Source organism: Mycobacterium sp. TY815 (genome assembly GCF_030755135.1).
Taxonomy (GTDB): domain Bacteria; phylum Actinomycetota; class Actinomycetes; order Mycobacteriales; family Mycobacteriaceae; genus Mycobacterium.
On the sequence record NZ_JAUFRX010000001.1, the window covers coordinates 3307356 to 3328267 of the forward strand.

At 66.0% G+C, this 20912-nt stretch carries 26 protein-coding genes and 1 pseudogene; 5 read left to right on the forward strand and 22 right to left on the reverse strand.

Annotated elements, in window-relative coordinates:
- Position 1: 1 nt before the first annotated feature.
- Positions 2–319 carry a 50S ribosomal protein L24 gene (gene rplX, locus QXK92_RS14210; protein WP_065043583.1) on the reverse strand — a complete coding sequence of 106 codons (318 nt, stop codon included), beginning with the start codon at positions 317–319 and terminating at the stop codon, positions 2–4.
- Positions 320–688 (reverse strand): 50S ribosomal protein L14, encoded by a 369-nt coding sequence (gene rplN / locus QXK92_RS14215; RefSeq protein ID WP_055580336.1) that lies wholly within the window; start codon positions 686–688, stop codon positions 320–322.
- 222 nt (positions 689–910) lie between these two features.
- Here rplN and QXK92_RS14220 point away from each other — a divergent pair, with 222 nt between their 5' ends.
- A complete protein-coding gene (locus QXK92_RS14220; RefSeq protein ID WP_306242227.1) occupies positions 911–1105 on the forward strand; it encodes a hypothetical protein in 195 nt (64 codons plus the stop codon).
- Between the two features lie 12 nt (positions 1106–1117).
- Here QXK92_RS14220 and QXK92_RS14225 read toward each other — a convergent pair whose 3' ends face one another.
- From QXK92_RS14225 to QXK92_RS14235, 3 genes are all read right to left on the reverse strand, one after another.
- A complete protein-coding gene (locus QXK92_RS14225) occupies positions 1118–2029 on the reverse strand; it encodes a DUF4436 domain-containing protein (protein ID WP_306244430.1) in 912 nt (303 codons plus the stop codon).
- Between the two features lie 224 nt (positions 2030–2253).
- Positions 2254–3141, reverse strand: coding sequence for a DUF4436 domain-containing protein (locus QXK92_RS14230; protein ID WP_306242228.1), 888 nt, complete (start codon positions 3139–3141; stop codon positions 2254–2256).
- 16 nt (positions 3142–3157) lie between these two features.
- The gene (locus tag QXK92_RS14235; protein ID WP_371934516.1) at positions 3158–4129 is read right to left on the reverse strand and encodes a DUF4436 domain-containing protein; all 972 of its coding nucleotides are present in this window, start codon (positions 4127–4129) and stop codon (positions 3158–3160) included.
- Positions 4130–4357: 228 nt separating this feature from the next.
- Between QXK92_RS14235 and pstS the strand changes: the two genes are divergently transcribed.
- The gene (pstS, locus tag QXK92_RS14240; RefSeq protein ID WP_306242230.1) at positions 4358–5479 is read left to right on the forward strand and encodes a phosphate ABC transporter substrate-binding protein PstS; all 1122 of its coding nucleotides are present in this window, start codon (positions 4358–4360) and stop codon (positions 5477–5479) included.
- Between the two features lie 16 nt (positions 5480–5495).
- On the opposite strand, the gene QXK92_RS14245 is transcribed toward pstS, so the two are convergent.
- From QXK92_RS14245 to rpsJ, 16 genes are all read right to left on the reverse strand, one after another.
- Entirely contained in the window at positions 5496–6434 is a 939-nt protein-coding gene (locus QXK92_RS14245) for a DUF4436 domain-containing protein (protein ID WP_306242231.1), read from the reverse strand.
- Between the two features lie 97 nt (positions 6435–6531).
- Positions 6532–7422, reverse strand: a complete 891-nt coding sequence (locus QXK92_RS14250) for a formylglycine-generating enzyme family protein (protein ID WP_306242232.1) — start codon at positions 7420–7422, stop codon at positions 6532–6534.
- 4 nt (positions 7423–7426) lie between these two features.
- The gene (locus QXK92_RS14255; protein WP_306242233.1) at positions 7427–8089 is read right to left on the reverse strand and encodes a hypothetical protein; all 663 of its coding nucleotides are present in this window, start codon (positions 8087–8089) and stop codon (positions 7427–7429) included.
- Positions 8070–10430, reverse strand: a complete 2361-nt coding sequence (locus tag QXK92_RS14260; protein WP_306242234.1) for an arylsulfatase — start codon at positions 10428–10430, stop codon at positions 8070–8072. Before QXK92_RS14260 ends, QXK92_RS14255 begins: the two co-directional genes overlap by 20 nt.
- A gap of 105 nt (positions 10431–10535) precedes the next feature.
- On the reverse strand, positions 10536–11768 hold the full coding sequence (locus QXK92_RS14265; protein WP_371934555.1) for a cytochrome P450: 1233 nt from the start codon (positions 11766–11768) through the stop codon (positions 10536–10538).
- A gap of 390 nt (positions 11769–12158) precedes the next feature.
- Entirely contained in the window at positions 12159–12494 is a 336-nt protein-coding gene (rpsQ, locus tag QXK92_RS14270; protein WP_205876466.1) for a 30S ribosomal protein S17, read from the reverse strand.
- Positions 12494–12736 carry a 50S ribosomal protein L29 gene (gene rpmC, locus QXK92_RS14275; protein ID WP_065137386.1) on the reverse strand — a complete coding sequence of 81 codons (243 nt, stop codon included), beginning with the start codon at positions 12734–12736 and terminating at the stop codon, positions 12494–12496. The genes rpsQ and rpmC overlap by 1 nt, the downstream gene beginning before the upstream one ends.
- The gene (gene rplP, locus QXK92_RS14280; protein WP_055576361.1) at positions 12736–13152 is read right to left on the reverse strand and encodes a 50S ribosomal protein L16; all 417 of its coding nucleotides are present in this window, start codon (positions 13150–13152) and stop codon (positions 12736–12738) included. The genes rpmC and rplP overlap by 1 nt, the downstream gene beginning before the upstream one ends.
- Before the next feature lie 3 nt (positions 13153–13155).
- Complete coding sequence (rpsC, locus tag QXK92_RS14285) at positions 13156–13989, reverse strand: 30S ribosomal protein S3 (protein WP_306242237.1); 834 nt, start codon at positions 13987–13989, stop codon at positions 13156–13158.
- On the reverse strand, positions 13989–14504 hold the full coding sequence (gene rplV, locus QXK92_RS14290; RefSeq protein ID WP_306242238.1) for a 50S ribosomal protein L22: 516 nt from the start codon (positions 14502–14504) through the stop codon (positions 13989–13991). The genes rpsC and rplV overlap by 1 nt, the downstream gene beginning before the upstream one ends.
- Complete coding sequence (gene rpsS / locus QXK92_RS14295; RefSeq protein WP_011739061.1) at positions 14501–14782, reverse strand: 30S ribosomal protein S19; 282 nt, start codon at positions 14780–14782, stop codon at positions 14501–14503. The genes rplV and rpsS overlap by 4 nt, the downstream gene beginning before the upstream one ends.
- Positions 14783–14794: 12 nt before the next feature.
- On the reverse strand, positions 14795–15637 hold the full coding sequence (gene rplB, locus QXK92_RS14300; RefSeq protein ID WP_306242239.1) for a 50S ribosomal protein L2: 843 nt from the start codon (positions 15635–15637) through the stop codon (positions 14795–14797).
- 31 nt (positions 15638–15668) lie between these two features.
- The gene (rplW, locus tag QXK92_RS14305) at positions 15669–15971 is read right to left on the reverse strand and encodes a 50S ribosomal protein L23 (protein ID WP_055576365.1); all 303 of its coding nucleotides are present in this window, start codon (positions 15969–15971) and stop codon (positions 15669–15671) included.
- The gene (gene rplD / locus QXK92_RS14310; protein ID WP_306242240.1) at positions 15971–16642 is read right to left on the reverse strand and encodes a 50S ribosomal protein L4; all 672 of its coding nucleotides are present in this window, start codon (positions 16640–16642) and stop codon (positions 15971–15973) included. The genes rplW and rplD overlap by 1 nt, the downstream gene beginning before the upstream one ends.
- Complete coding sequence (rplC, locus tag QXK92_RS14315) at positions 16642–17295, reverse strand: 50S ribosomal protein L3 (RefSeq protein ID WP_306242241.1); 654 nt, start codon at positions 17293–17295, stop codon at positions 16642–16644. The genes rplD and rplC overlap by 1 nt, the downstream gene beginning before the upstream one ends.
- Before the next feature lie 14 nt (positions 17296–17309).
- On the reverse strand, positions 17310–17615 hold the full coding sequence (gene rpsJ, locus QXK92_RS14320) for a 30S ribosomal protein S10 (protein ID WP_003873519.1): 306 nt from the start codon (positions 17613–17615) through the stop codon (positions 17310–17312).
- 163 nt (positions 17616–17778) lie between these two features.
- Here rpsJ and QXK92_RS34110 point away from each other — a divergent pair.
- Both QXK92_RS34110 and QXK92_RS14325 read left to right on the forward strand, forming a co-directional pair.
- Positions 17779–17994 (forward strand): annotated as a pseudogene (locus tag QXK92_RS34110) (hypothetical protein); the annotation flags it as partial.
- Positions 17995–18119: 125 nt separating this feature from the next.
- The gene (locus tag QXK92_RS14325) at positions 18120–18506 is read left to right on the forward strand and encodes a hypothetical protein (protein ID WP_306242242.1); all 387 of its coding nucleotides are present in this window, start codon (positions 18120–18122) and stop codon (positions 18504–18506) included.
- A 9-nt stretch (positions 18507–18515) separates the two neighbouring features.
- Here QXK92_RS14325 and QXK92_RS14330 read toward each other — a convergent pair whose 3' ends face one another.
- Positions 18516–19178: a TetR/AcrR family transcriptional regulator gene (locus QXK92_RS14330; RefSeq protein WP_371934556.1), complete on the reverse strand. Its 663-nt coding sequence runs from the start codon at positions 19176–19178 to the stop codon at positions 18516–18518.
- 90 nt (positions 19179–19268) lie between these two features.
- Between QXK92_RS14330 and QXK92_RS14335 the strand changes: the two genes are divergently transcribed.
- Complete coding sequence (locus QXK92_RS14335) at positions 19269–20858, forward strand: MFS transporter (RefSeq protein WP_306242243.1); 1590 nt, start codon at positions 19269–19271, stop codon at positions 20856–20858.
- Positions 20859–20912: the final 54 nt, after the last annotated feature.

The following is a 20912-nucleotide window of genomic DNA, read 5'->3' on the forward strand; positions in this document are numbered from 1 at the left end:
GTCAGATGTCCTTGCCGTTGCGCTTGGAGATGCGGACCCGCTTGCCGGTCTCCTCATCCACGCGGTAGCCGATGCGGGTGGGCTTGCCGTCGGAGTCGACCACCATCACGTTCGACACGTGAATCGGAGCTTCCTGGGTGACGATGCCACCCGAGCGCGCGCCGCGCTGGTTGGTCGAGACCGCGGTGTGCTTCTTGATCCGGTTGACGCCTTCGACCAGCACCCGGTTGCGATCCGGGTAGGCCTGAATGACCTTGCCCTTGGCACCCTTGTCCTTGCCGGCGATGACCAGCACGGTGTCGCCTTTGTGGACCTTCACCTACAACACCTCCGGGGCGAGCGAGATGATCTTCATGAACTTCTTCTCCCGCAGCTCGCGACCGACCGGTCCGAAGATGCGGGTGCCGCGCGGGTCGTTGTCGGGCTTGATGATCACCGCGGCGTTCTCATCGAACTTGATGTAGCTGCCGTCCGGGCGCCTGCGCTCCTTGACGGTGCGCACCACGACGGCCTTCACGACGTCACCCCGTTTGACGTTGCCGCCGGGGATGGCGTCTTTCACCGTGGCGACGATGATGTCGCCGATGCCGGCATAGCGTCGCGACGAGCCGCCGAGCACGCGGATGCACAAGATCTCCTTGGCGCCGGTGTTGTCGGCGACCTTCAGCCGCGATTCTTGCTGAATCACTCGATCTCCTGACCTGGTGGACGTGTGCGCGGCAGGCTAGGACATGCTTTTTGAGCACCTGACGTGCGCGGTCTTGAAAAACGGTTGTCACCGAAGGGCACGCGGGGCCAGTCTGCACCGGCCGAGGTCTGCCCAAGGCAACCCCTAGAGTCTAGGGGACGGTCCGCTCAGCACCAAATTGCCGCAGACCGCCCGCTGCCGCCGGCGAGTATTTTTGGTCGTATGCGGCTGCGGGGGACCTATTCGGGTTACAGCATCGGCTGCGCGTTGACCTGGGCAGTGGTGCTGACTGTTGTGGCGCTGGCCTACCCCGACCGCCTGTATACCTTCCTGATCTTCGCCGGCGGCTGGCTCATCGGATGGATCTCGGCGACGATCGCCCGATCGGTTTATCCGCCGGCGAAAACCAGGCACTGACTGCCCCGCGCCCTAGTCCCCCTGCCGGTGCCAGGCCAGGATGTAGAGGATCAACGCGGTCGCGAGGCCGATCAGCACCCAGATGACCACGGCCTGGTCCACCCAGGAACCGGCGGGCGGGGAACCGGGCAGGATGTTGCGCAACGGCACCACCGCGAACAGCATCGCGGCGTACCAGGTGGAAAACGGCGGCAGGAACTTGCGCCGGCCGGTCAGCATCTGGATGGCCACGAACAGGGCCAGCGTCGGAAGCGCTACCAGCACCAGGCAGATTCCCAGATCAAAGACCAGTGGCCCCTTGGCGCGCTTGATGGTGATGATCACGTTGTCGGGGCGGTTTGGATCGTGGCTGTCGCGCCCGACCCGGGTCGCCGACACGTCCCAGCCTTCCAGCACGCCGGTCACCTCCACCCGGGCCGGCTTGTACTGACGGCCGTCGCCGGCTCCGACGAGCACGTCAGCCTGGATCGTGTCGGTCGTGTAGGTGTCGAACGGCCAGTCGCCAGGCTCGCCGTGCGCCGGAATGGTGGTCGCCACCTGCGCCGGCGACTTCCCCACCGGGTACTGCAGATCACCCAGGTCGTTCTGCGGGAAAAAGCGCACCGAGGTATCGGTGTTCAACACGTTCAACCGCGGGTCGATCATCGAATCATCGGGTTTGACAAGTACTTTCACGTCCAGACGATGTTCGACGGCGTGCAGTTGCTCGATGCGCACCAAAACCACACTGTTGTCCGTGGTCGTCATGTCGGGCTCCGGCAGCGGTCCGGGCGAGGTGGCCAGCAGGTGGTAGCCGAACAGCGACAGCAGGTAGACGACGACAACGCTCACGACGACGGAGACGTCGAGTACCAGGTGGCGGCGGCGCCCCCTGAGGGCGGCGTCCTCGGGGCTGTGCGCGGGCAACGCGAATGTCTTGGCGATGTCGAACTCCGAATCCGGGCCGAACTCGGAATCCGCGTCTTCGGGCCGAGTCCCCGCCGATGCGAGTTCCCTGTGCACTGTCACTGCGGCAGATTAGCAACAGATTTGTTTGCTAGCAGCCTTTGATACAACGTGCTACACGGCCGTAACATAACCCTTCACCTGGGTTAACACAGCAGCAAAAGGTGCGCCATTAAGGACTTTATGCCCTTGCTCGTCGGCCCTCAGACCCGGTCTCGATACCACGCCACGATGTAGATCACCATGGCGGCGGCCAATCCCAGCAACACCCAGATCACCAACCCTTGGTCGATCCAGGCACCCGTCGGCGGCGAGCCGGGCAGGAAGTTGCGCAACGGCACCACCGCGAACAGCATTGCCGCGTACCAGGTGCCGAACGGCGGCAGGAACGGCCGCCGGCGCGTCACCATCTGGATGGCGACGAACAACGCCACCGCCGGAAGCGTGATGAGCACCAGGCAGATACCGATGTCGAAGATCCGCTGCGCCCTGGTCCGCTTCAGCGTGATGACGACGTCGTTGGGGCTGTCTTCAACCCGGGCCACGTCGATGTCGAAACCGTCCGCCGATCCGTCCACCTCGATCTTGGCGGCTTCGTAGTGGCGGTCGTCGCCGGCACCGACCAGCCACTCCGCCCGGATCGGGTCGGTGGTGTAGGTGTCCAACGGCCAGTTGCGCGGCTCACCGCGCGCCTCGATGGTGGTGTTTTTGGGTTCGGGCGCAGTGTCGAGGTCGTAGGTCACCTCCCCCATGTCGTCCTGCAGGGGGAAGCGCACCGCGGTGCCGGTAGTGAGTCGGCCGGTCTTCTTGTTGACGATCGCTTCGTTCGGCTTGAGCACCAGCGTCACGTCGAGCAGGTTGTCTTTGTTGCGCAGGTTGTCGATGTGCACCTTCACCACGGTGTCCTTGGGGGATCGCAGGTCCACTTTGGGCAGCGGGTGCGGCGCCAGCCACTGATAGTTCAGGAGGGTGAAGGTGTAGAACGCGACGAAGCCGATGAGAATCGACGAGTCGAGCAGCAGGTGCTTTCGCACCGACATGTGTTTGCGTTCGGGAGCTTCCGACTCAGGCGTGGCAGCGTCGGGAGACACGAAGTCAGATGGTAGATCAGTCTCCCTGCCGGACCCAAGCGACGATGTACAGGCTCATCGCGGTCACCAGCGCGATCAGCACCCACTGCACGATGGCCTGGTCGATCCACGAGCCCGGTGGCGGAGCGCCCGGAAGGATGTTGCGCAGCGGGACGATGGCGAACAGGTTTGCGGCGTACCAGGTTGCGAACGGCGGCAAAAACTTCCTCCTGCCCAGAGCCATCGGGACGGCCACCAGCAGGGCCAGGGTGGGCAGCGCGATGAGCACCAGGCAGATGCCCAGGTCGAAGATCAGCGGGCCCTTGGCCCTTTTGAAAGTGATGACGACGTTTCCGTTGTCCATGGCGCGTGAGGTGGGAAGCGCGGCGGGATCATGCACGCGGTTGACGCTGATCTCCCACCCATCGAGCGATCCGGTCACCTCCACGCGGGCAGGCACCTTCTTCAGGTTGTCACCGGGGCCCACGAACGCGTCGGCGGCAATCGGTTCGGTGCGGTAGGAGTCGAAAGGCCAGTTGCCGGGATCGCCGTGGGCTTCCACGGTGGTGATCAGCTGTGCCGGCGCCTTGCCCTTCGGGTAGTGCAGGTCGCCCAGGTCGCTGGTGGGATACAGCCGCACCGCGACGTCGGTGCCCAGCACGTCGAAGCGGTTGTCGTACGACGAAATGCTCGGATAGACAAGCACAGCCACGGTCAGCCGGTTGGCTACCGGCTTCAGCTCCTCGAGGCGCAGCTGCACGATCGTGGCATCGCCACCACCCTGGCTGAGGTCCAGCGGCGGCAGCGGCCCCTCTGACCTCTGCAGGAAGTGAACGCCGACCAGCGAGAGGACATAGAAGATGACGATGACCGTCAGGATGATGATGCCCACCAGGATGCGGGGCTTCTGCTGCTTCCTGCCCGCCGGCTTCTTCTTCTTCTTGGGCGGCTTCTCCGCTGCCGGGGTGGGTTTCTCCGGCGTAGGGGTGGGTGGGGCTTCGGTGGTCACTACGCACCTCCGCTCACCACGCCGCCTCCGTCGAGGCGCAGTCAGATGCTAGCGAACTCACCGAACCCCCGCGCCTCGACTGAATTACGTTCACCCGCAATACATCTGGCGGCAATCCAGGGGCCGGATCCGCTGCCCGCCGCGGCACGCCAGACGTTCATCCAGAGCGGGCTATCGGTTCACCGGGCGTTTGCCTGTAGGCCTATTCCGGCAGTTGTAAATGTCAGTGTGCTCCGACCGTCTGCCGTCAGCCTGCTGGCCACGGGTGCGCTGGTGCTCTCAGCCTGCACCACCGCGCAGGCCACTCTCCCCTACGTCAGCGGGGCCAAGGTGGACTGCGGCGGTAAGCAGACGCTGCTCGCCAGCGGCTCCACCGCACAGGCCCATGCAATGACACGGTTCGTCGATGCCTACCACAAGGCCTGCACCCAACAGACGCTCAACTACAACGCCATCGGCTCCGGCGCCGGGATCAACGAATTCCTCTCCGGCAAGACCGATTTGGCCGGCTCGGACACGCCCCTGTCAGGTGACCAGTACGCCGCCGCCAAAGAGCGGTGCGGCGGGGCCGATGCCTGGAACCTTCCCGTCGTGTTCGGCCCCATGGCCATAACGTACAACCTGGCCAACGTGGACACCCTGGTGCTCGACGGACCCACCCTCGCCAGAATTTTCAACGGCACCATCACGCGCTGGGACGACCCCGCGCTCACCGCGCTGAACGCGTCGATGCCGGCCGAAGACATCCGCGTCGTCTACCGCAGCGACGCGTCCGGCACCACCGACAACTTCCAGTCCTATCTGAACGCCGCGTCGGCCGGCGCGTGGAAACAAGGCACCGGCAAGGCATTCAACGGCGGCATCGGCATCGGCGCCGTCGGCAACAAGGGCACGGCGGAGTTGGTCAAGACCACCGAGGGTGCGATCAGCTACAACGAATTGTCCTTCGCGCTCGAACAAGGTCTCTACGCCGCAGAGATCAAGACACCCGCCAGCCGCCGGTCGCTGCGGCCGGTGCGGATCGGCACCGACACCGTCGGGAAGACCATCAGCGGGGCCAAGATCGTCGGCGAGGGCAATAATCTTGTGCTCGACATCTCGTCGTTCTACAACCCGGCCCAACCGGACGTATACCCGATCGTGCTGGCCACCTACGAGATCGTCTGCTCCAGGTACCCCACAGCCGATGTCGCACTCGCGGTCAAAGCGTTCCTGCAGGCCGCGATCGGGCCGGGTCAGGTCGACCTGAACAGGGTCGGCTACATCCCGCTGCCGCCCGGATTCCAGGCCAGGGTGTCCGAGGCCGTCGACGCGATCGGCGCGGTGGGCGGCTCGCTGCAGGCGGAGTGAAGTCCCGGGGCGGACCTCAGTCCGACTGTTTTCGATAGGCCAGGATGAACAGCGTCATCGCGACGATCAGTGCGAGCAGCACCCACAGCGTGATGGCCTGGTCGACCCATGACCCTTCCGGCGGCTTCCCGGGGAAGATATTTCGCAATGGCACCACCGCGAACAGCATGGCGGCGAACCACGACACGAACGGTGGCAGAAACTTCTTCTTGCCCAACGCCATCGGGATGGACACCCACAGCGCCAGGGCGGGCAGGGCGAGCAGTACCAGCACGATGCCGACGTCGAAGATCAGCGTGCTCTTGGACCGGTGCAAGGTGATGATCACGTTGTCGGGCCGCGGGGAGCTCTGAGTGGATTCACCGACCCGTCGCACGGTCACGTCCCAGCCGCCCACCGATCCGATCACCTCGACGCGCGCGTCCTCGACCGAGCGGTTCTCCCCAGTCCCGCCGAAGACCTGCGCGGAGATGGTGCCGGTGCTGTAGGAGTCGAAGGGCCAGTTGGCCGGATCGCCTTCCGCGTCCAGGTAGGTGGCCTGTTGCGCCGGCGACTTGCCGACCGGGTACTGCAGGTCGCCCAGGTCGTTCTCCGGATACATCCGGACAGTCAGATCCTGGGTCAACACGTGGAACTTCTTGTCGAACTTCGAATCCTCCGGAACGACAAGCACACTCACCTTGAGGCGGTTGTTGACCGTGTCCAGCTCCTCGACCTTGACCTGCACCACGGTGTCGTCGGTGGTGCCGAAGTCCGGCTCGGGAAGTCCTTCGGCCGAGGTGGCCAGCAGGTGCACACCGACCAGCGAGAGCACGTAGACCACAACCACGGCCAGAATCACGCCGAGGTCGATCAGAATGCGCCTGCCCCGCGAGGAAGACTTCGGCGGCGGCGATGCCGGCGCCGACGGGGTGGGCGGTGCCGGGGGTGCGGGCGGCGGGGCCTGGTGGCTCATCGGTCGCGGCCTTTCGGTGACAACACGGGCGAGGTCGGTGAAACTCGTCACACACTAACCGGCGACCAGGCACCGAGCGACACATACACGCATTTGTTCAGTGCGACTTTGAATCCAACACGCACCGGAAGCCGATATGGGTGGTTGCGGTGTCCTGCGATTGCGGCGATCGCGCGGCGGGCCGGTAGCGGTGGCAGTACTCCGGCGCACACAGGTGCGATCCGCCTTTGAGGGTCTGGCTGACTGTCGGATCGGCCGGACCGGTCGGCGTGCAACAGGACTTGGGCGGCTGCGAGATTCGGTGGTGTGCGCTGAACTCGGTCGTCGTCCACTCCCAGACGTTGCCGATCATGTCGACCAGGCCGAAGCCGTTGGCCGGGAACGTCCCCACCGGCGAGGTGCCGATCCAGCCCAGCGCACCGTCGTTGCGATACGGGAACCTGCCCTGCCAGGTGTTGGCCATCAGCCGGCCACCGGGCTTCTCTTCGTCCCCCCATGCGTAAGTCCCCGTCGCTCCGGCGCGGGCCGCGTACTCCCATTCGGCCTCGGTCGGCAGCCGCCGTCCGGCCCAGCGGGCGTAGGCTGCCGCATCGGGATAGGCCACCTGCACGACGGGATGCTCAGGCCGGTCAAGTACATCACTGCCTGCCCCGAACGGCCGGCGCCAGCAGGCTTCCGGAGCCCAGTCCCACCACTGCCGCCAGTCGCGCAGATCGACCGGACCCGCCGTCGGCCGGAACACCATCGCCCCCGGAACCAGGTCCGCCGGGTTGGCGCCGGGATACAGCGCCGGGTCCAGCGCCTGCTCCGCCACCGTCACATAGCCTGTGGCGTCTACGAATTCGGCGAATTGCGCATTGGTCACCGGGTGACGCTCCACCGCGAACGGGGCCACGGTCACGGTGTGGATCGGCGCTTCCTCGGGATAGAAGCTCGTCGACCCCATCCGGAAGGACCCGCCCGGAAGTTCAACCAGCTCCGTCAGCACCACCTCAGGGTATGACGACCGCGAAGTCCTGGGTCAAACTGGACCTCGCCTCCTTGAAACCGGGCGTGCCCACGTGCGCTTGCACATGGATGGTCACCAAATATTGCCTGGTGTTGGTCCAGATGTGGGTGACCCGATCGGCGAAGTCGATTCCGCCGGAGGGCCCTTGCAGTGTGCCGGTGAGTTGCTGACTGCTGTAGCCACAGAACGGCGAACCGGTTATCGAGAACTTCAGCCGCGGCAGGGCACCGCCGGCCGTCGCCGTGTGGCGCAGGAACGCGCTTTCGGGCGTCAGGTCGGTGGCCGCGATGGTCACCGTCGCCGACAGGGTGTCGGGACCGCTCGCCGTCAGTGCCGTGTCACCAGCGCCGGGAGCTGAAGTCCAGCCGCGCGGCACGCTGATCGTGATCCGGGGCGCCTCCGGGTCGGACACCGTCGCCACGGTGGGCTCGCCGTCGCCGGTCGGTGCGACGACGCAGGCCGCGTCGTCCGGCGGTATGCGGTCGGGGTGGGTCGGCGCGATGCCGGGCACCGGTTCGGCTGGGTCCGGATGCGGTGGCGCGGCCCCCGAGCCTCCGCCGTGGGTTTGGCAACCGGTCAGCGCACCCAGCAGGCAAACCAGGGCCACCAGCCGTCTCGCCGACATCTCAGTCGCGCGAAAAGGCAAGCGCAAGATCCTTTTCCACGTCTTCGTAGGGCCGGCCCGACAGGTCGATGGTCACCTCGGCGACGCTGGCCCCGGTGAGCACGAACGGCGCCTTGTACTTGCTGGACACCGCCGAGCCGCCGTTGCGGCCCACCGTGATACCGGCACCGGCCAGCCCGAACGTTCCGGGATGGGTGACGACGTCGGGAAGCGTGCCGACGGGGTGTTCGTCGAAATACAGCGTCACGGTGCCGATCGGCGTATGGCTGTCGGCGACGGTGCCGGTCCGCTCGTAGCGGACACCGAACAGGTGCCGGCCCAACGGAATCGGGCCGTTGGACTGGATCTGCTGGTGGCGTTCGCCGAGGAAGTTGTACACGTATTGCAGGCGGCCGTCCTGGATGAACAGTACGTGCCCGCCGTGCGCTCCGCCCTGTTTGTAGAGCACTCCTTCGGCCCCGGTGGTGTCCACCGTCACGTCGGCCAGCACGGCGAAGGAGCGGCCACGGATCTCCGCGGCGGCGCCGATGCCGACGTCAGCGCAATCGGGGTAGTAGACGTAACTGTCCCGCTCGCCCACCAGGTAGGGCCGCGACCGCATCATGGTTTCCATGATGTTGAGGTCCGACAGCGGCAGTCCGTTGTACTTCTCGGCCTCGGAATACCACAGCGCCTTGAGTTCCTCGAGCTTCTCCGGCTGCTCGGCGGCCAGGTCGTGGCACTGACTGCGGTCGGCTTCGATGTGGAACAGCTCCCAGCGGTCGGCGTCGAAGTGCGACCAGCCGGCCGGGGTGGCGGCGTGGACGGTGTTGGCGAACCATCCCTCATGCCAGATCCCGCGGGTGCCCAGCATCGTGTAGAACTGGGTCTTCTTACCGGTGTCCGCGCGCGAATCATCAAGGGCCGCCTTGAAACTCACTCCGTCCAGCGGCTTCTGCGGAATGCCTTTGACGGTATCCGGCGGCGTCATGCCCAGCAGGTCGTAGACGGTCGGCGTGATGTCGCTGACGTTGACGTAGTTGTCCCGGACCTCGCCGTGCGCGGCGATGCCGTTGGGCCAGGAGATGATTGCGGTGTCCGCGATCCCACCCTCGTGCGAGGCGTAGCGCTTGAACAGCTTGTAGGGCGTGTTGAAGGCCATCGCCCACCCGATCGGGTAGTGGTTGTAGGTCTGCGGTCCGCCGAGCTGATCGAAGAGCTTCATGCTCTCCTCGACGCTGTCGATGTAGCCGTTGAAGAACTTGCCTTCGTTGACCGATCCGTTCGGGCCGCCTTCGCCGCTGGCCCCGTTGTCGGAAATCACCACGATGATGGTGTTGTCGAGCTGGCCGGACTCTTCCAGGTAGTCGAGGATCCGCCCGATCTGCGCATCGGTGTAGCTGAGGAAGCCGGCGAACACCTCGGCCATCCGGCTGAACAACTTTTTCTCTTCGTCGTTCAGGGAATCCCAGGGCCGCACCGTGTCCTGCAGCGGCCACTGCTCGCCGTTGGGCCCCTTGACGTCGAGGTAGGGGTTGATCGGCGACAACTCGGTGTCGGGCGGCACGATGCCCATCGCCTTCTGCTTTTCCAGCGCGATCTCGCGGTACTTCTCGTAGCCCATGTCGAACACACCGTCGTATTTGTCGGCCCATTCGGTGAAGACGTGGTGCGGCGCGTGACCGGCGCCGGGGCAGACGTAGCTGAACCACGGTTTGTCGGGCGCGATCACCTTGGCGTCGCGGATGAACTGAATCGTCTTGTCCGCGAGGTCTTTCGACAGGTGATAGCCCTCCTCCGGGGTGGCAGGCGGGTTCACCGGATGGTTGTCGTACATCAGGTCGGGGTACCACTGGTCGGTCTCGCCGCCCATGAAACCGTAGAAGCGCTCGAAGCCGCGCGAAGTCGGCCAGTGCCGTTTGGTGGCGGCCATGCTGGACTCCTCCAGCGGCGTCAAGTGCCACTTACCCACGCAGTAGGTGTTGTAGCCGTGCTCGGCAAGCACCTCGGAGAGCAATGCGGTATCGGCCGGGATACGCCCGTTGCAGTTGGGGAAGCCGTCGGTGAACTCTTCGATAGTGGCCATGCCGACGGTGGTGGCGTTGCGGCCGGTGAGCAGCGACGCGCGGGTCGGGGAGCACAGGGCAGTCGTGTGGAACTGCGACAGGCGCACGCCGCGCTCGGCGATCCGCGTCATCGCCGGCATCTCCACCAGTCCGCCGAAGCAGTCCCAGGTCGCGATCCCGGTGTCGTCCCATACCAGGTACAGGATGTTGGGCGCATTCTCGGGCGCGGTCGGCGCCGCGTAGGGGCCCCAGTCCGGTTCCGAATCACGAATGTCCAGCTCGATCTTGCCCTGGAATTGACTCGACTGCCCCGTCATATACCGCCAGCCTTACCGTTGTATTGACCACCCGAACGACCGAGGACATTACACGCGCTAGGTAGTAATCGGCTGAGATTCTGCGGGCATCTCCCGGGGTTGGCGTCAGTGCATCCGGACCATCAAACTGCTCAGCCCGTTGCGCCGGTTGCTGCCGACCCACTGCGGCGGCGCTACCACCTCGATGCCCTCGAACCGCGGCAACAGTTCCTCGAAGAACACCCGCAGCTCCAGGCGGGCCAGGGTGGCGCCCAGGCAATAGTGCACGCCCTGCCCGAACCCCAGATGCGGATTGGGCTTTCGGGTGATGTCGAATTCGTCGGCCCGGTCGAACACCCTGGGGTCGCGGTTGGCCGAGGCATCCCAGACCAGTACCTTCTGGCCCGCCTCGATGCGGTGCCCGGCGAGGGTGACGTCACGAGTGGCGGTGCGCCGCTTGGACGGTGACGGAGTCGTCCATCGCACGAATTCCTCGATCGCCGTGGGCAACATGCTGATGTCGTGGCGAAGCCGGCGCCATTGATCGGGCTGTTCGGCCAGGGCGAGCAGGCTGACGGAGGTGACGCTGCGGGTGGTGTCACTGCCCGCGCTGAACAGCTGATGAAAGAACAGATACACCTCTTCGTCCGACATGAACGGCCTGCCGTCGACGGTGGCGTTGGCCACGATCGACAACATGTCGTCGGCCGGCTCGGCCCGCTTGCGCGCGATCAGCTCACGCCCGTATTCGTCGCGCCGGGACTGTGCGTCGGTGCCGTAGATCCATGAGACGAACTCCGTACGGGAGCCGCGGAAGTTCAGGCCGGCCTCGATCTCTTCGAACAGCCAGTGCCGGTCGACCTCGGGCACCCCGAGCAGAATGCAGATCATCTGCGTGGGCAGTTCGGCTGCGACGTCGACGCCGAAGTCGAATACCTCGCCAGGTTTGATCTGATCGAACAACCGGCGCGCCCGGCGACGCAGGTCGTCCTCGATCCGGCCGATCACCCGGGGCCCCAGACCGGAGCTGACCGACCGCCGGATAGCGCCGTGCCGCGGGTCGTCCATCATGTTGATCAGCCGGCCGGACACCGGGAAGTCTTGCAGCAAGGTGCCGCCGAACGGCCGCTTACCGCCGGTCTCTGACGAGTACGTCGTCGAATCACGCAGCACGGCAATGGTTTCGGCGTACGTTGCGACCGACCAGAAGCCTTCGTCATCGGGCGTGTGCTCGGTGGGCTCATGCCAGAACACCGGCGCCTCACGGCGATGGGACTCGAAGATGTCATACGGGAAGCCGTCGGCGAAGTTGTCCGGGTCGGTGAGGTCCACACCGAGCAGGCTGGGCGTTGAGCAGATTGTCATGCAGATCCGTTCGGGCTCGGGCCGAAGCTACCGATGACCCCGACGTGCGCAGGCACCGCCGGGGTCGGTAGCAACCAACTCGGCGTCTCTACTCGCAGACGTCGGTCGCGCTGTAAATCGGCGCCGTGTAGACGATCTCGTGCTCGCCGAACAACATCTCGTGGGACATAACTTCTCCTTCAATTCGCTGGTTGAATCGTGCAATTCGAAACTAACGATTCAACTCCGCCGGCGATGTCCCCTGATGAGCCGTGGATGGGGTGGTTTCTGCTGTCCCCCGATCGGTGGACGGGTTCTACACCCCGCCCGCGAAATGCTGTGTGAGAGAAGCAAAAACCCCCGTTTCGCCGCTGAAACGGGGGCTTGTGCGTCTGCTCGCGAGAGCTACTTGGCCTTCTCGAGGATCTCGACGAGGCGCCAGCGCTTGGTCGCCGAGAGCGGCCGTGTCTCCATCAGCGAGACGCGGTCGCCGATGCCGGCGATGCTGTTCTCGTCGTGGGCCTTGACCTTCTTCGTCGTCCGAATGATCTTGCCGTACAACGGGTGCCGCACACGGTCCTCGAGCTCGACAACGATGGTCTTCTGCATCTTGTCGCTCACCACGTAGCCGATGCGGGTCTTGCGACGACCGCGCGGCTTGGGGTTGGCCGGAGTGTGCTTGGGGCCCTTGTCTTTTGCGGGGGCGTCCGCTTTGGGAGCCGCTTTCTTCGCCTCTGCCATCACGATTCCTTACCGTCAGACCCATCGGGGCCGCTAGCCAGACCCAGTTCTCGTTCCCGCAGCACCGTGTAGACGCGCGCGATCTCCTGACGCACCGTGCGGAGCCGGCGGTTGTTGCTCAGCTGGCCGGTCGCCATTTGGAAGCGCAGGTTGAACAGCTCTTCCTTCGATTCGCGGACCCGCTCCTGCAGCTCCTCGTCGGTGAGCTCGCGCAGTTCGCCAGGGGAAATTCCCACTGCCATCAGAACTGCTCCTCTCGGGTAACAATGCGTGCCTTGATCGGCAGCTTGTGGATCGCTCGGGTGAGCGCCGCACGGGCGATCTGCTCGTTCGGGTAGCTCAGCTCGAACAGCACTCGTCCGGGCTTGACGTTCACCACCCACCACTCCGGCGAACCCTTACCCGAACCCATTCGGGTCTCGGCGGGCTTCTTGGTCAGCGGCCGGTCGGGGAAGATGTTGATCCACACCTTGCCGCCACGCTTGATGTGCCGGTTGATGGCGATACGAGCGGACTCGATCTGCCGGTTGGTGACGTAGGCGTGTTCGAGCGCCTGGATGCCGTAGTCGCCGAAGTTTACCGCGGTGCCGCCACTGGCGATACCGCGCTGGCGCGGGTGGTGCTGCTTGCGGTGTTTAACCTTGCGGGGAATCAACATGATTCAGCTCTCCGTGCTCTGCGCTTCTGCGGGTGCCGCAGTTCCGGCGTCGGCCGGAGCCGCGGCTTCGTCGCCGCCGGCTGCCCGGCCCGCGTCGGTACCGGTCGCCGTGGTGCCCGAGGCGCCGCTGCGGCGCGGACGGGTGCCCGACGGCCGCTCACGCCGCGGACGGTCGGCGGCCGGCGCGGCAGCGGCCAATTCGCGCTTGCCTCCGACGATGTCGCCCTTGTAAATCCAGACCTTCACGCCGATCCGGCCGAAGGTGGTCTTGGCCTCGTACAGGCCGTAGTCGATGTCCGCCCGCAGGGTGTGCAGCGGAACGCGACCTTCGCGGTAGAACTCCGAGCGACTCATCTCAGCGCCGCCGAGACGGCCCGAGCACTGCACCCGGATGCCCTTGACGTTGGGCTGGCGCATGGCCGACTGAATGGCCTTGCGCATCGCCCGGCGGAACGCCACCCGGTTGCTGAGCTGCTCTGCGACGCCCTGAGCCACCAATTGTGCTTGCGACTCCGGGTTTTTCACCTCGAGGATGTTCAGCTGGACCTGCTTCTTGGTCAGCTTCTCCAGGTCGGCGCGGATGCGGTCAGCCTCGGTGCCACGGCGGCCGATGACGATGCCCGGCCGTGCGGTGTGGATGTCGACCCGGACCCGGTCGCGGGTCCGCTCGATCTCCACGTCGGCGATGCCGGCCCGCTCCAGACCCGACGACAGCAGCCTCCGGATCGCCACATCCTCCTTGACGTACTCGGAGTACTGCTTGTCGGCGTACCAGCGGGACTTCCAGTCGGTGGTGATGCCCAGGCGGAAGCCGTGCGGATTGATCTTCTGGCCCACTAGTCTGAGCCTCCCTTCGCTTCAGAAGCCTCAGCAGTCTTTGCGGGTGCCTTCTTGGCGGGCGCTTTGGCCGCCGCTTTCTTGGCGGGTGCCTTGGCGGCGGCCTTACTGCCCTCGGCCCGCCGGGTGCGCGACGACTTCGAGGAACGCTCGTCCTTGCTCGGCCGGCTCTCGACGATCACCGTGATGTGGCTGGTGCGCCGCCGGATCCGGAACGCACGGCCCTGCGCGCGGGGGCGGATCCGCTTGGCGGTCGGGCCCTCGTCGGCATACACCGTGGCCACCACCAGGGTGGTGGGGTCCAGACCGTTGTTGTTCTGCGCGTTGGCCGCGGCACTGGCGATCACCTTGGCCACGGGCTCGCTGGCCGCTTGCGGCGCCCAGCGCAGGATGTCGAGGGCGTCAGCCACCGAACGGCCACGCACCAGGTTGATGACGCGGCGCGCTTTCGTGGGCGACACCCGCACGAACCGCGCCACCGCGGTCGCCGACGGATATTCAGTGGTAGTACTCATCGCCGCTTACTCTTCCGGTCGTCCTTGATGTGTCCCTTGAAGGTGCGGGTGGGCGCGAACTCCCCCAGCTTGTGACCCACCATCGATTCGGTGACGAACACCGGCACGTGCTTGCGGCCGTCGTGCACCGCGAACGTGTGGCCGATGAAGTCCGGAATGATGGTCGACCGTCGCGACCAGGTCTTGATGACCTGCTTGGTGTTCTTCTCGTTCTGCACGTCGACCTTCTTGAGCAGATGGTCGTCGACGAACGGACCCTTCTTCAGGCTGCGTGGCATGGTTGGTTACTCCTACCGGCCGTGCTTCTTGCCGGTACGCCGGCGTCGGACAATGAGCTTGTTACTGGCTTTGTTCGGATTGCGGGTACGGCCCTCGGGCTTGCCCCACGGGCTGACGGGGTGACGACCACCGGAGGTCTTACCCTCACCACCACCGTGCGGGTGGTCGACCGGGTTCATCACCACACCACGGACGGAGGGGCGCTTGCCCTTCCACCGCATACGACCGGCCTTGCCCCAGTTGATGTTCGCCTGCTCGGCGTTACCCACCTCGCCGACCGTCGCGCGGCAGCGGACGTCGACTCGGCGGATCTCACCGCTGGGCATGCGCAACGAGGCGTAGGTGGCTTCCTTGCCTAGCAACTGGATGCTCGAGCCGGCCGAACGCGCCAGCTTGGCACCGCCGCCGGGCCGCAACTCCACCGCGTGCACCAAGGTGCCGGCCGGGATGTTGCGCAACGGCAGGTTGTTGCCGGGCTTGATGTCGGCGTTGGCGCCCGACTCGACGATGTCGCCCTGCGAGAGACCGTTCGGCGCAATGATGTAGCGCTTGTCCCCGTCCAGAAAGTGCAGCAGCGCAATCCGGGCGGTGCGGTTCGGGTCGTACTCGATGTGCGCGACCTTGGCGTTGACGCCGTCCTTGTCGTTGCGACGGAAGTCGATCACCCGGTAGGCGCGCTTGTGGCCGCCACCCTGGTGACGGGTGGTGATCCGCCCGTGCGCGTTACGGCCGCCCTTGCTGTGCAGCGGGCGAACCAGCGACTTCTCCGGAGTCGATCGGGTGATCTCGGAGAAATCCGACACGCTGGCGCCGCGACGACCCGGGGTCGTCGGCTTGTACTTGCGAATTGCCATGTCTAATCAGATCTTTCTCTCGCGCTCGGCCCTAGGCCGGGGCTCCGAACAGGTCAATCTGCTTGCTGCCCGGTGCCAGGGTGACGATGGCGCGCTTGGTGCTCTTGCGCGTCCCGTAACCGGACCGGGTGCGCTTGCGCTTGCCCTGCCGATTCGCGGTGTTCACCGAGGCGACCTTGACGGCGAAGATCTTCTCGATAGCGATCTTGATCTGCGTCTTGTTCGAGTCGGGGTGCACCACGAACGTGTACACGTTGTTGTCCAGCAGCCCGTAGGACTTCTCGGAGATGACCGGCGCCAGGATGATGTCGCGGGGGTCAGCGATGGTCGCCATCAGGCCGAAACCTCCTCGGAAGACGCCGCATTGGCGGTGTTGGCGGTATTGCTCGCGATGTAGGCGTTCAGCGCCTCGACGCTGAACACCACGTCGTCGGCGCGCAGCACGTCATAGGTGTTCAGCTGGTCCGGCGGCAGGATATGCACACCGGGCAGGTTGCGCACACTCTTCACGCCGGCCTCGTCGGCCCGGCCGACGACCACCAGAACCTGCTTGCGATCGGTCAGGGTGCCCAGAAACGCCTTGGCGCTCTTGGTCGACGGGGTCTGCCCCTCCACCAGCTCGGTGACCGCGTGGATGCGTCCGTTGCGGGCCCGGTCCGACAGCGCCCCGCGCAGCGCGGCGGCGATCATCTTCTTGGGCGTGCGCTGGCTGTAGTCGCGCGGCTTGGGACCGTGCACCACGCCACCACCGGTGAACTGCGGGGCCCGGGTCGAACCCTGGCGGGCCCGGCCGGTTCCCTTCTGCCGGTACGGCTTGCGGCCTCCACCGCTGACATCACCGCGGGTCTTCGTCGAGTGCGTACCCTGACGTGCCGCGGCGCGTTGCGCCGTGACCACCTGGTGCATCAGTGCGATGTTGGCCGGTGCGTCGAACAGCTCGGCGGGCAGCTCGATCGAGCCGTCGACCTTGCCTGCCGGCGTCTTCACGTCAATCTTGAGAGTCATTACTTCTCACCTCGCTTGATCGCGGTGCGGACCACGACCAGTCCACCGGTGCGGCCGGGGACCGCGCCCTTGATCAACAGCACGCCGTTGGCGGCGTCGACCTTGTGCACCACCAGGTTCTGCACGGTCACCCGGTCGTTACCCATCCGGCCGGACATCCGAGTGCCCTTGAACACCCTTGCCGGAGTGGCACATCCGCCGATGGAACCCGGGCGGCGGTGCACTGCCTGGGCGCCGTGGCTGGCGCCCTGCCCGCGGAAACCGTGCCGCTTCATCGTCCCGGCGAAGCCCTTGCCCTTGGAGGTGCCGGTGACGTCGACGTAGGCGCCGTCGGCGAAGATCTCCGCCGTCAGCTCCTGGCCGACCTCGTACTCGGCCGCCGCCTCCGCGTCGTCCAGCCGCAACTCCGCCAGGTGCCGGCGCGGGTTGACACCCGCGGCCGCGTACTGGCCGGTGACCGGCTTGTTGACCTTGCGTGGGCTGATTTCGCCGTAAGCCAGTTGCACGGCGCTGTATCCGTCACGCTCCGGGGTACGCACGCGGGTCACCACGTTCGGCCCGGCCTTGACGACAGTCACCGGCACGACTCTGTTGTTCTCGTCGAATACCTGCGTCATGCCCAGCTTGGTACCCAGAATGCCTTTTCTCGCCATTGCTGCCCAAGCTCCTACTGGATGTTGACGTCGACGCTGGCCGGAAGATCGATGCGCATCAATGCGTCAACGGTCTTCGGCGTCGGGTCGAGGATGTCGATCAGACGCTTGTGTGTACGCATCTCGAAGTGCTCCCGCGAGTCCTTGTACTTATGCGGAGAGCGGATGACGCAGTACACATTCTTTTCCGTCGGCAGCGGCACCGGTCCTACGACGCTGGCCCCGGTACGGACGACGGTCTCGACGATCTTGCGCGCCGACGCGTCAATAGCCTCATGGTCGTAGGCCTTGAGCCTGATGCGGATCTTTTGTCCCGCCACGCTTCTCCTACCTCTTCTCCCACACTGTCAGCCCGTGATCGGACTTCGAGCCTCGAACTGTGAGTCCTGTATCGGACCCGGTGCCCCCCGGCGCGCGGATCGACCACCCTCGCCGAGGGCCGATCTAGCGTTGCGCCGGATACTGCGCCGCTGTTTACCTGTCGTGGTTCAACCGCTCCCCGCGGTCGGGTGTGTCACCCGCACGCAGCCTTGTAGGCGGCCGAAATAGTCGCGCTCCAAGGTGGGGACCGGACGCGCCCATGGTGGGCGCTGGTCGTATGCCCGGCCAGGGGTAAACCTGGCGCAAGGCAACCTGAACAGTATGCCTCAGATCACCGCGTCGGCCAAATCCCGGGTCGTGAACGCCGGCCGGCCTGCGGTGCAGCGCCCCCGGTCTGCGCCGGACGGTCCAGACCCGTCGCCGCCAGCGACCCTACCAGCGCTTTTCCCTGCCGCTCCCCGGTCTTCTGACAGCACCGGCAGGCGGGCGTAGGCTGCCAGGCCGTGACGGGACCGAATCCGGGAGAACCTGACGCCGCCCAACCCATGATCGACTGGATCAACGGCGCACCACCGGCCGAATTGGCCGCTGAACTCATGGCAGCCTTCGGTCCCGACGCACCCAGGCGTGTTCCGGCCCTCGCGTTGTCCGACTTCAGCGAGTGGATGTTCCGCGGCTTCCCGCCCCTCAGGGGTCTGATCAGGCCGGCCCGTCCGGTGCGGGAAGCGCTGTTGGAAGCCATTCAGCTGTTGGAGCATTCGGAACTGGCGTACGTCCGATGGATCCTCGAGAACGAATTCCAGTGGAGCGCCACCCGCCTGGGCCTGGCAACACTCGAGGAAGGCAAGGCCGCGGTGCGGCAGCGGATCAGGGACCGGACCGGCCTGTAGTGCCGGGGCTCACGCCCCAGTCGATTCGATGTCCGGGCCCGGGCCCGCGCCGCGCCGGCACTGGACTTCGAGGAAACCGTCGACCGCGGCGCGCGCCGTCTCGCGGTAGTCGAAGTCAGGCAATGTGCTCAGCCGGCCCAGCACCAGTGGTCCGATCAACAGGGCGATGGCGCTGGACCGGTCCACCTCACCCAGTTCGGCAGCGTGCGGGCCGTCGAACAGAGCGTCGAACGGGGCGGCGTACTGCTGGGCGATGCGCTCACGCAGGCCGGTGATCGCGTTCTGCGCGCCCAGTGAACGGCCGGGCGCGGGCAGCTGCTGCAGGTCGGGGCCCAGCGCCAGCCACGCCATCGCAGTCAGCACCGCGGGGGCTTCGGCGATGAGGTCGGCCTGTGCCAGCACGAGGGCCAGCAGCCGGTCGCGCAGCGATCCTTCGGCCGGAGGCATCGGCGCGGCCGGGATGAGACTGCTGAATGTTGCTGCGAGCAAATCATTTCCGCTGGGGAAATGGCGGTAGAGGGTGGCCCGGGCGACATTGGCGGCACGCGTCACCGCGTCGACGGTCACCGCGCTGGGTCCCCCGCTGCGCAGCAATGCCGCGGCGGCTTCCAGCAAACGGGCCCGCGACCGTGCCGGACGGGGGTCCCGGTAACTGCCCTCAGAGATTGTGATGCACCTCCGTGTTTGGAAACGAGATCAATGGTCTACCTACGAGACCATTAGTCTCGGTCACTACTTCGCCACCAAGAGGGGGCGCCGCACATGGTCCAGACCCTAGTCCGAACCGACGAGCGCAGGAACGAAGCCGGTCCCAGTACCCGGGCGCAGCGCTGGACGCTGACCGTCGCGTGCCTGGGCGTCTCCTTGGTGGTCGCCTCGATGACGGCGCTGAACACCGCCCTCGGGGACATTGCCGTCGCCACCTCGGCCACGCAGACGCAACTGACGTGGGTCGTCGACGGATACACCGTGGCGCTGGCCTGCCTGTTGCTGCCCGCCGGCGCCGTCGGTGACCGGTATGGCCGCCGGGGCGCGCTGCTCGCGGGCTTGACGATCTTCTCGCTGGCCTCGATCGCGCCGGCGCTGCTGCACTCCCCGACCCAGATCATCGCCGGACGCGCCCTGGCCGGTGTGGGCGCCGCGTTCGTCATGCCGGCCACGCTGTCGCTGCTGACGGTGGCCTATCCAAAAGAGCAGCGGCTCAGGGCAGTTGGCATCTGGGCCGGCACCGCGGGATCCGGCGGGGTGGTCGGCATGCTCGGTTCCGGCCTGCTGCTCCGGTTCTGGGAATGGCATGCCATCTTCTGGTCGCTGGGTGCGGGCGGTCTGGTGATCTTCGCTATGGCATGCACGATCTCGTCCTCCCGCGACGACGACGCACCCCGCGTCGACTGGTGGGGCGCGGCACTGATCGGCGCGGCCGTCGCGATCGGAGTGTTCGCGATCCTGCAAGCGCCGACACGGGGCTGGGACGACATCCAGGTATGGGGCGGGCTCATGCTCGGGACGGCCATCGCCGCGCTGTTCGCCGTGGTCGAATTCCGCAAACGGCACCCGCTTCTGGACGTACGCCTGTTCGGCGACGCGAGTTTCGCGACCGGGGTGGCAACCATCGTGGTGCTGTTCGGGGGCACCTTCGGCTTCTTCTTTCTCGCCATGCAGTACGTCCAGCAGATCATGGGGTACTCGCCCCTGATGACCGCGGTGGCGCTCGGGCCGTTCATGGTGCCGCTCGGTATCTGCTCGGCGCTGTCGTGGTGGTACGTACCGAAACTGGGTCTGCGTCTGGTCTTGTTCCTGGGCACGCTGATGATGGCGGTGGGCTTCCTGTGCATGCTCGTACTCGACCTGCACTCGTCCTACCTCGATTTCGCCTGGCCCACGCTGATCCTGAGCACCGGCATCGGTTTGTGCACGGCCCCCACGACGTCGGCGATCATGGCTGCCGTTCCGGACGAGAAGCAGGGGGTGGCCTCTGCCGTGAACGACACCGCGCGCGAACTGGGCGGGGCCCTGGGCATCGCCGTGGCCGGCTCGATACTCGCCGGGCGCTACAGCCGCGAGTTGCTGCCCACCCTGACGGCGTTCCCCGAACCGGTGCGCGGGCCGGCCGCGGATTCACTGGCGACGGCCGTCGAGGTAGCCAAAAAGCTTGGGCCTCAGGGTGATTCTTTGGCGGCGCTGAGTCAGCGGGCTTTCCTGGACGCCATGCACGCGTCGACGGTCACCATGGCTGTCATCGTCGCCGTGACCGCCGTGCTGATCGGGTTCTGGGCTCCCGGGCGCGACGGGCGCCAACTGCGGCTGGCTCGGCGAATCCGGGCCGGCCGCACACGGGCCGGATCCCGCTGAGCGAAAACGCCGCGGCCGGCGCCCGGTAGGGCTACCATGCAGAAAGGGGGAAGG

What these genes read in the sequence shown, in the direction of transcription:
- rplW (WP_055576365.1), bottom strand. Translation starts at nt 15,971, where the DNA reads ATGGCGACCATCGCTGACCCCCGCGACATCATCCTGGCGCCGGTCATC.
- QXK92_RS14245 (WP_306242231.1), bottom strand. Translation starts at nt 6,434, where the DNA reads ATGAGCCACCAGGCCCCGCCGCCCGCACCCCCGGCACCGCCCACCCCG.
- rplD (WP_306242240.1), bottom strand. Translation starts at nt 16,642, where the DNA reads ATGACTCTCAAGATTGACGTGAAGACGCCGGCAGGCAAGGTCGACGGC.
- rplP (WP_055576361.1), bottom strand. Translation starts at nt 13,152, where the DNA reads ATGTTGATTCCCCGCAAGGTTAAACACCGCAAGCAGCACCACCCGCGC.
- rpsQ (WP_205876466.1), bottom strand. Translation starts at nt 12,494, where the DNA reads ATGGCAGAGGCGAAGAAAGCGGCTCCCAAAGCGGACGCCCCCGCAAAA.
- QXK92_RS14260 (WP_306242234.1), bottom strand. Translation starts at nt 10,430, where the DNA reads ATGACGGGGCAGTCGAGTCAATTCCAGGGCAAGATCGAGCTGGACATT.
- rpsS (WP_011739061.1), bottom strand. Translation starts at nt 14,782, where the DNA reads ATGCCACGCAGCCTGAAGAAGGGTCCGTTCGTCGACGACCATCTGCTC.
- QXK92_RS14335 (WP_306242243.1), top strand. Translation starts at nt 19,269, where the DNA reads ATGGTCCAGACCCTAGTCCGAACCGACGAGCGCAGGAACGAAGCCGGT.
- QXK92_RS14220 (WP_306242227.1), top strand. Translation starts at nt 911, where the DNA reads ATGCGGCTGCGGGGGACCTATTCGGGTTACAGCATCGGCTGCGCGTTG.
- rplV (WP_306242238.1), bottom strand. Translation starts at nt 14,504, where the DNA reads ATGAGTACTACCACTGAATATCCGTCGGCGACCGCGGTGGCGCGGTTC.
- rplB (WP_306242239.1), bottom strand. Translation starts at nt 15,637, where the DNA reads ATGGCAATTCGCAAGTACAAGCCGACGACCCCGGGTCGTCGCGGCGCC.
- rplC (WP_306242241.1), bottom strand. Translation starts at nt 17,295, where the DNA reads ATGGCGAGAAAAGGCATTCTGGGTACCAAGCTGGGCATGACGCAGGTA.
- rpmC (WP_065137386.1), bottom strand. Translation starts at nt 12,736, where the DNA reads ATGGCAGTGGGAATTTCCCCTGGCGAACTGCGCGAGCTCACCGACGAG.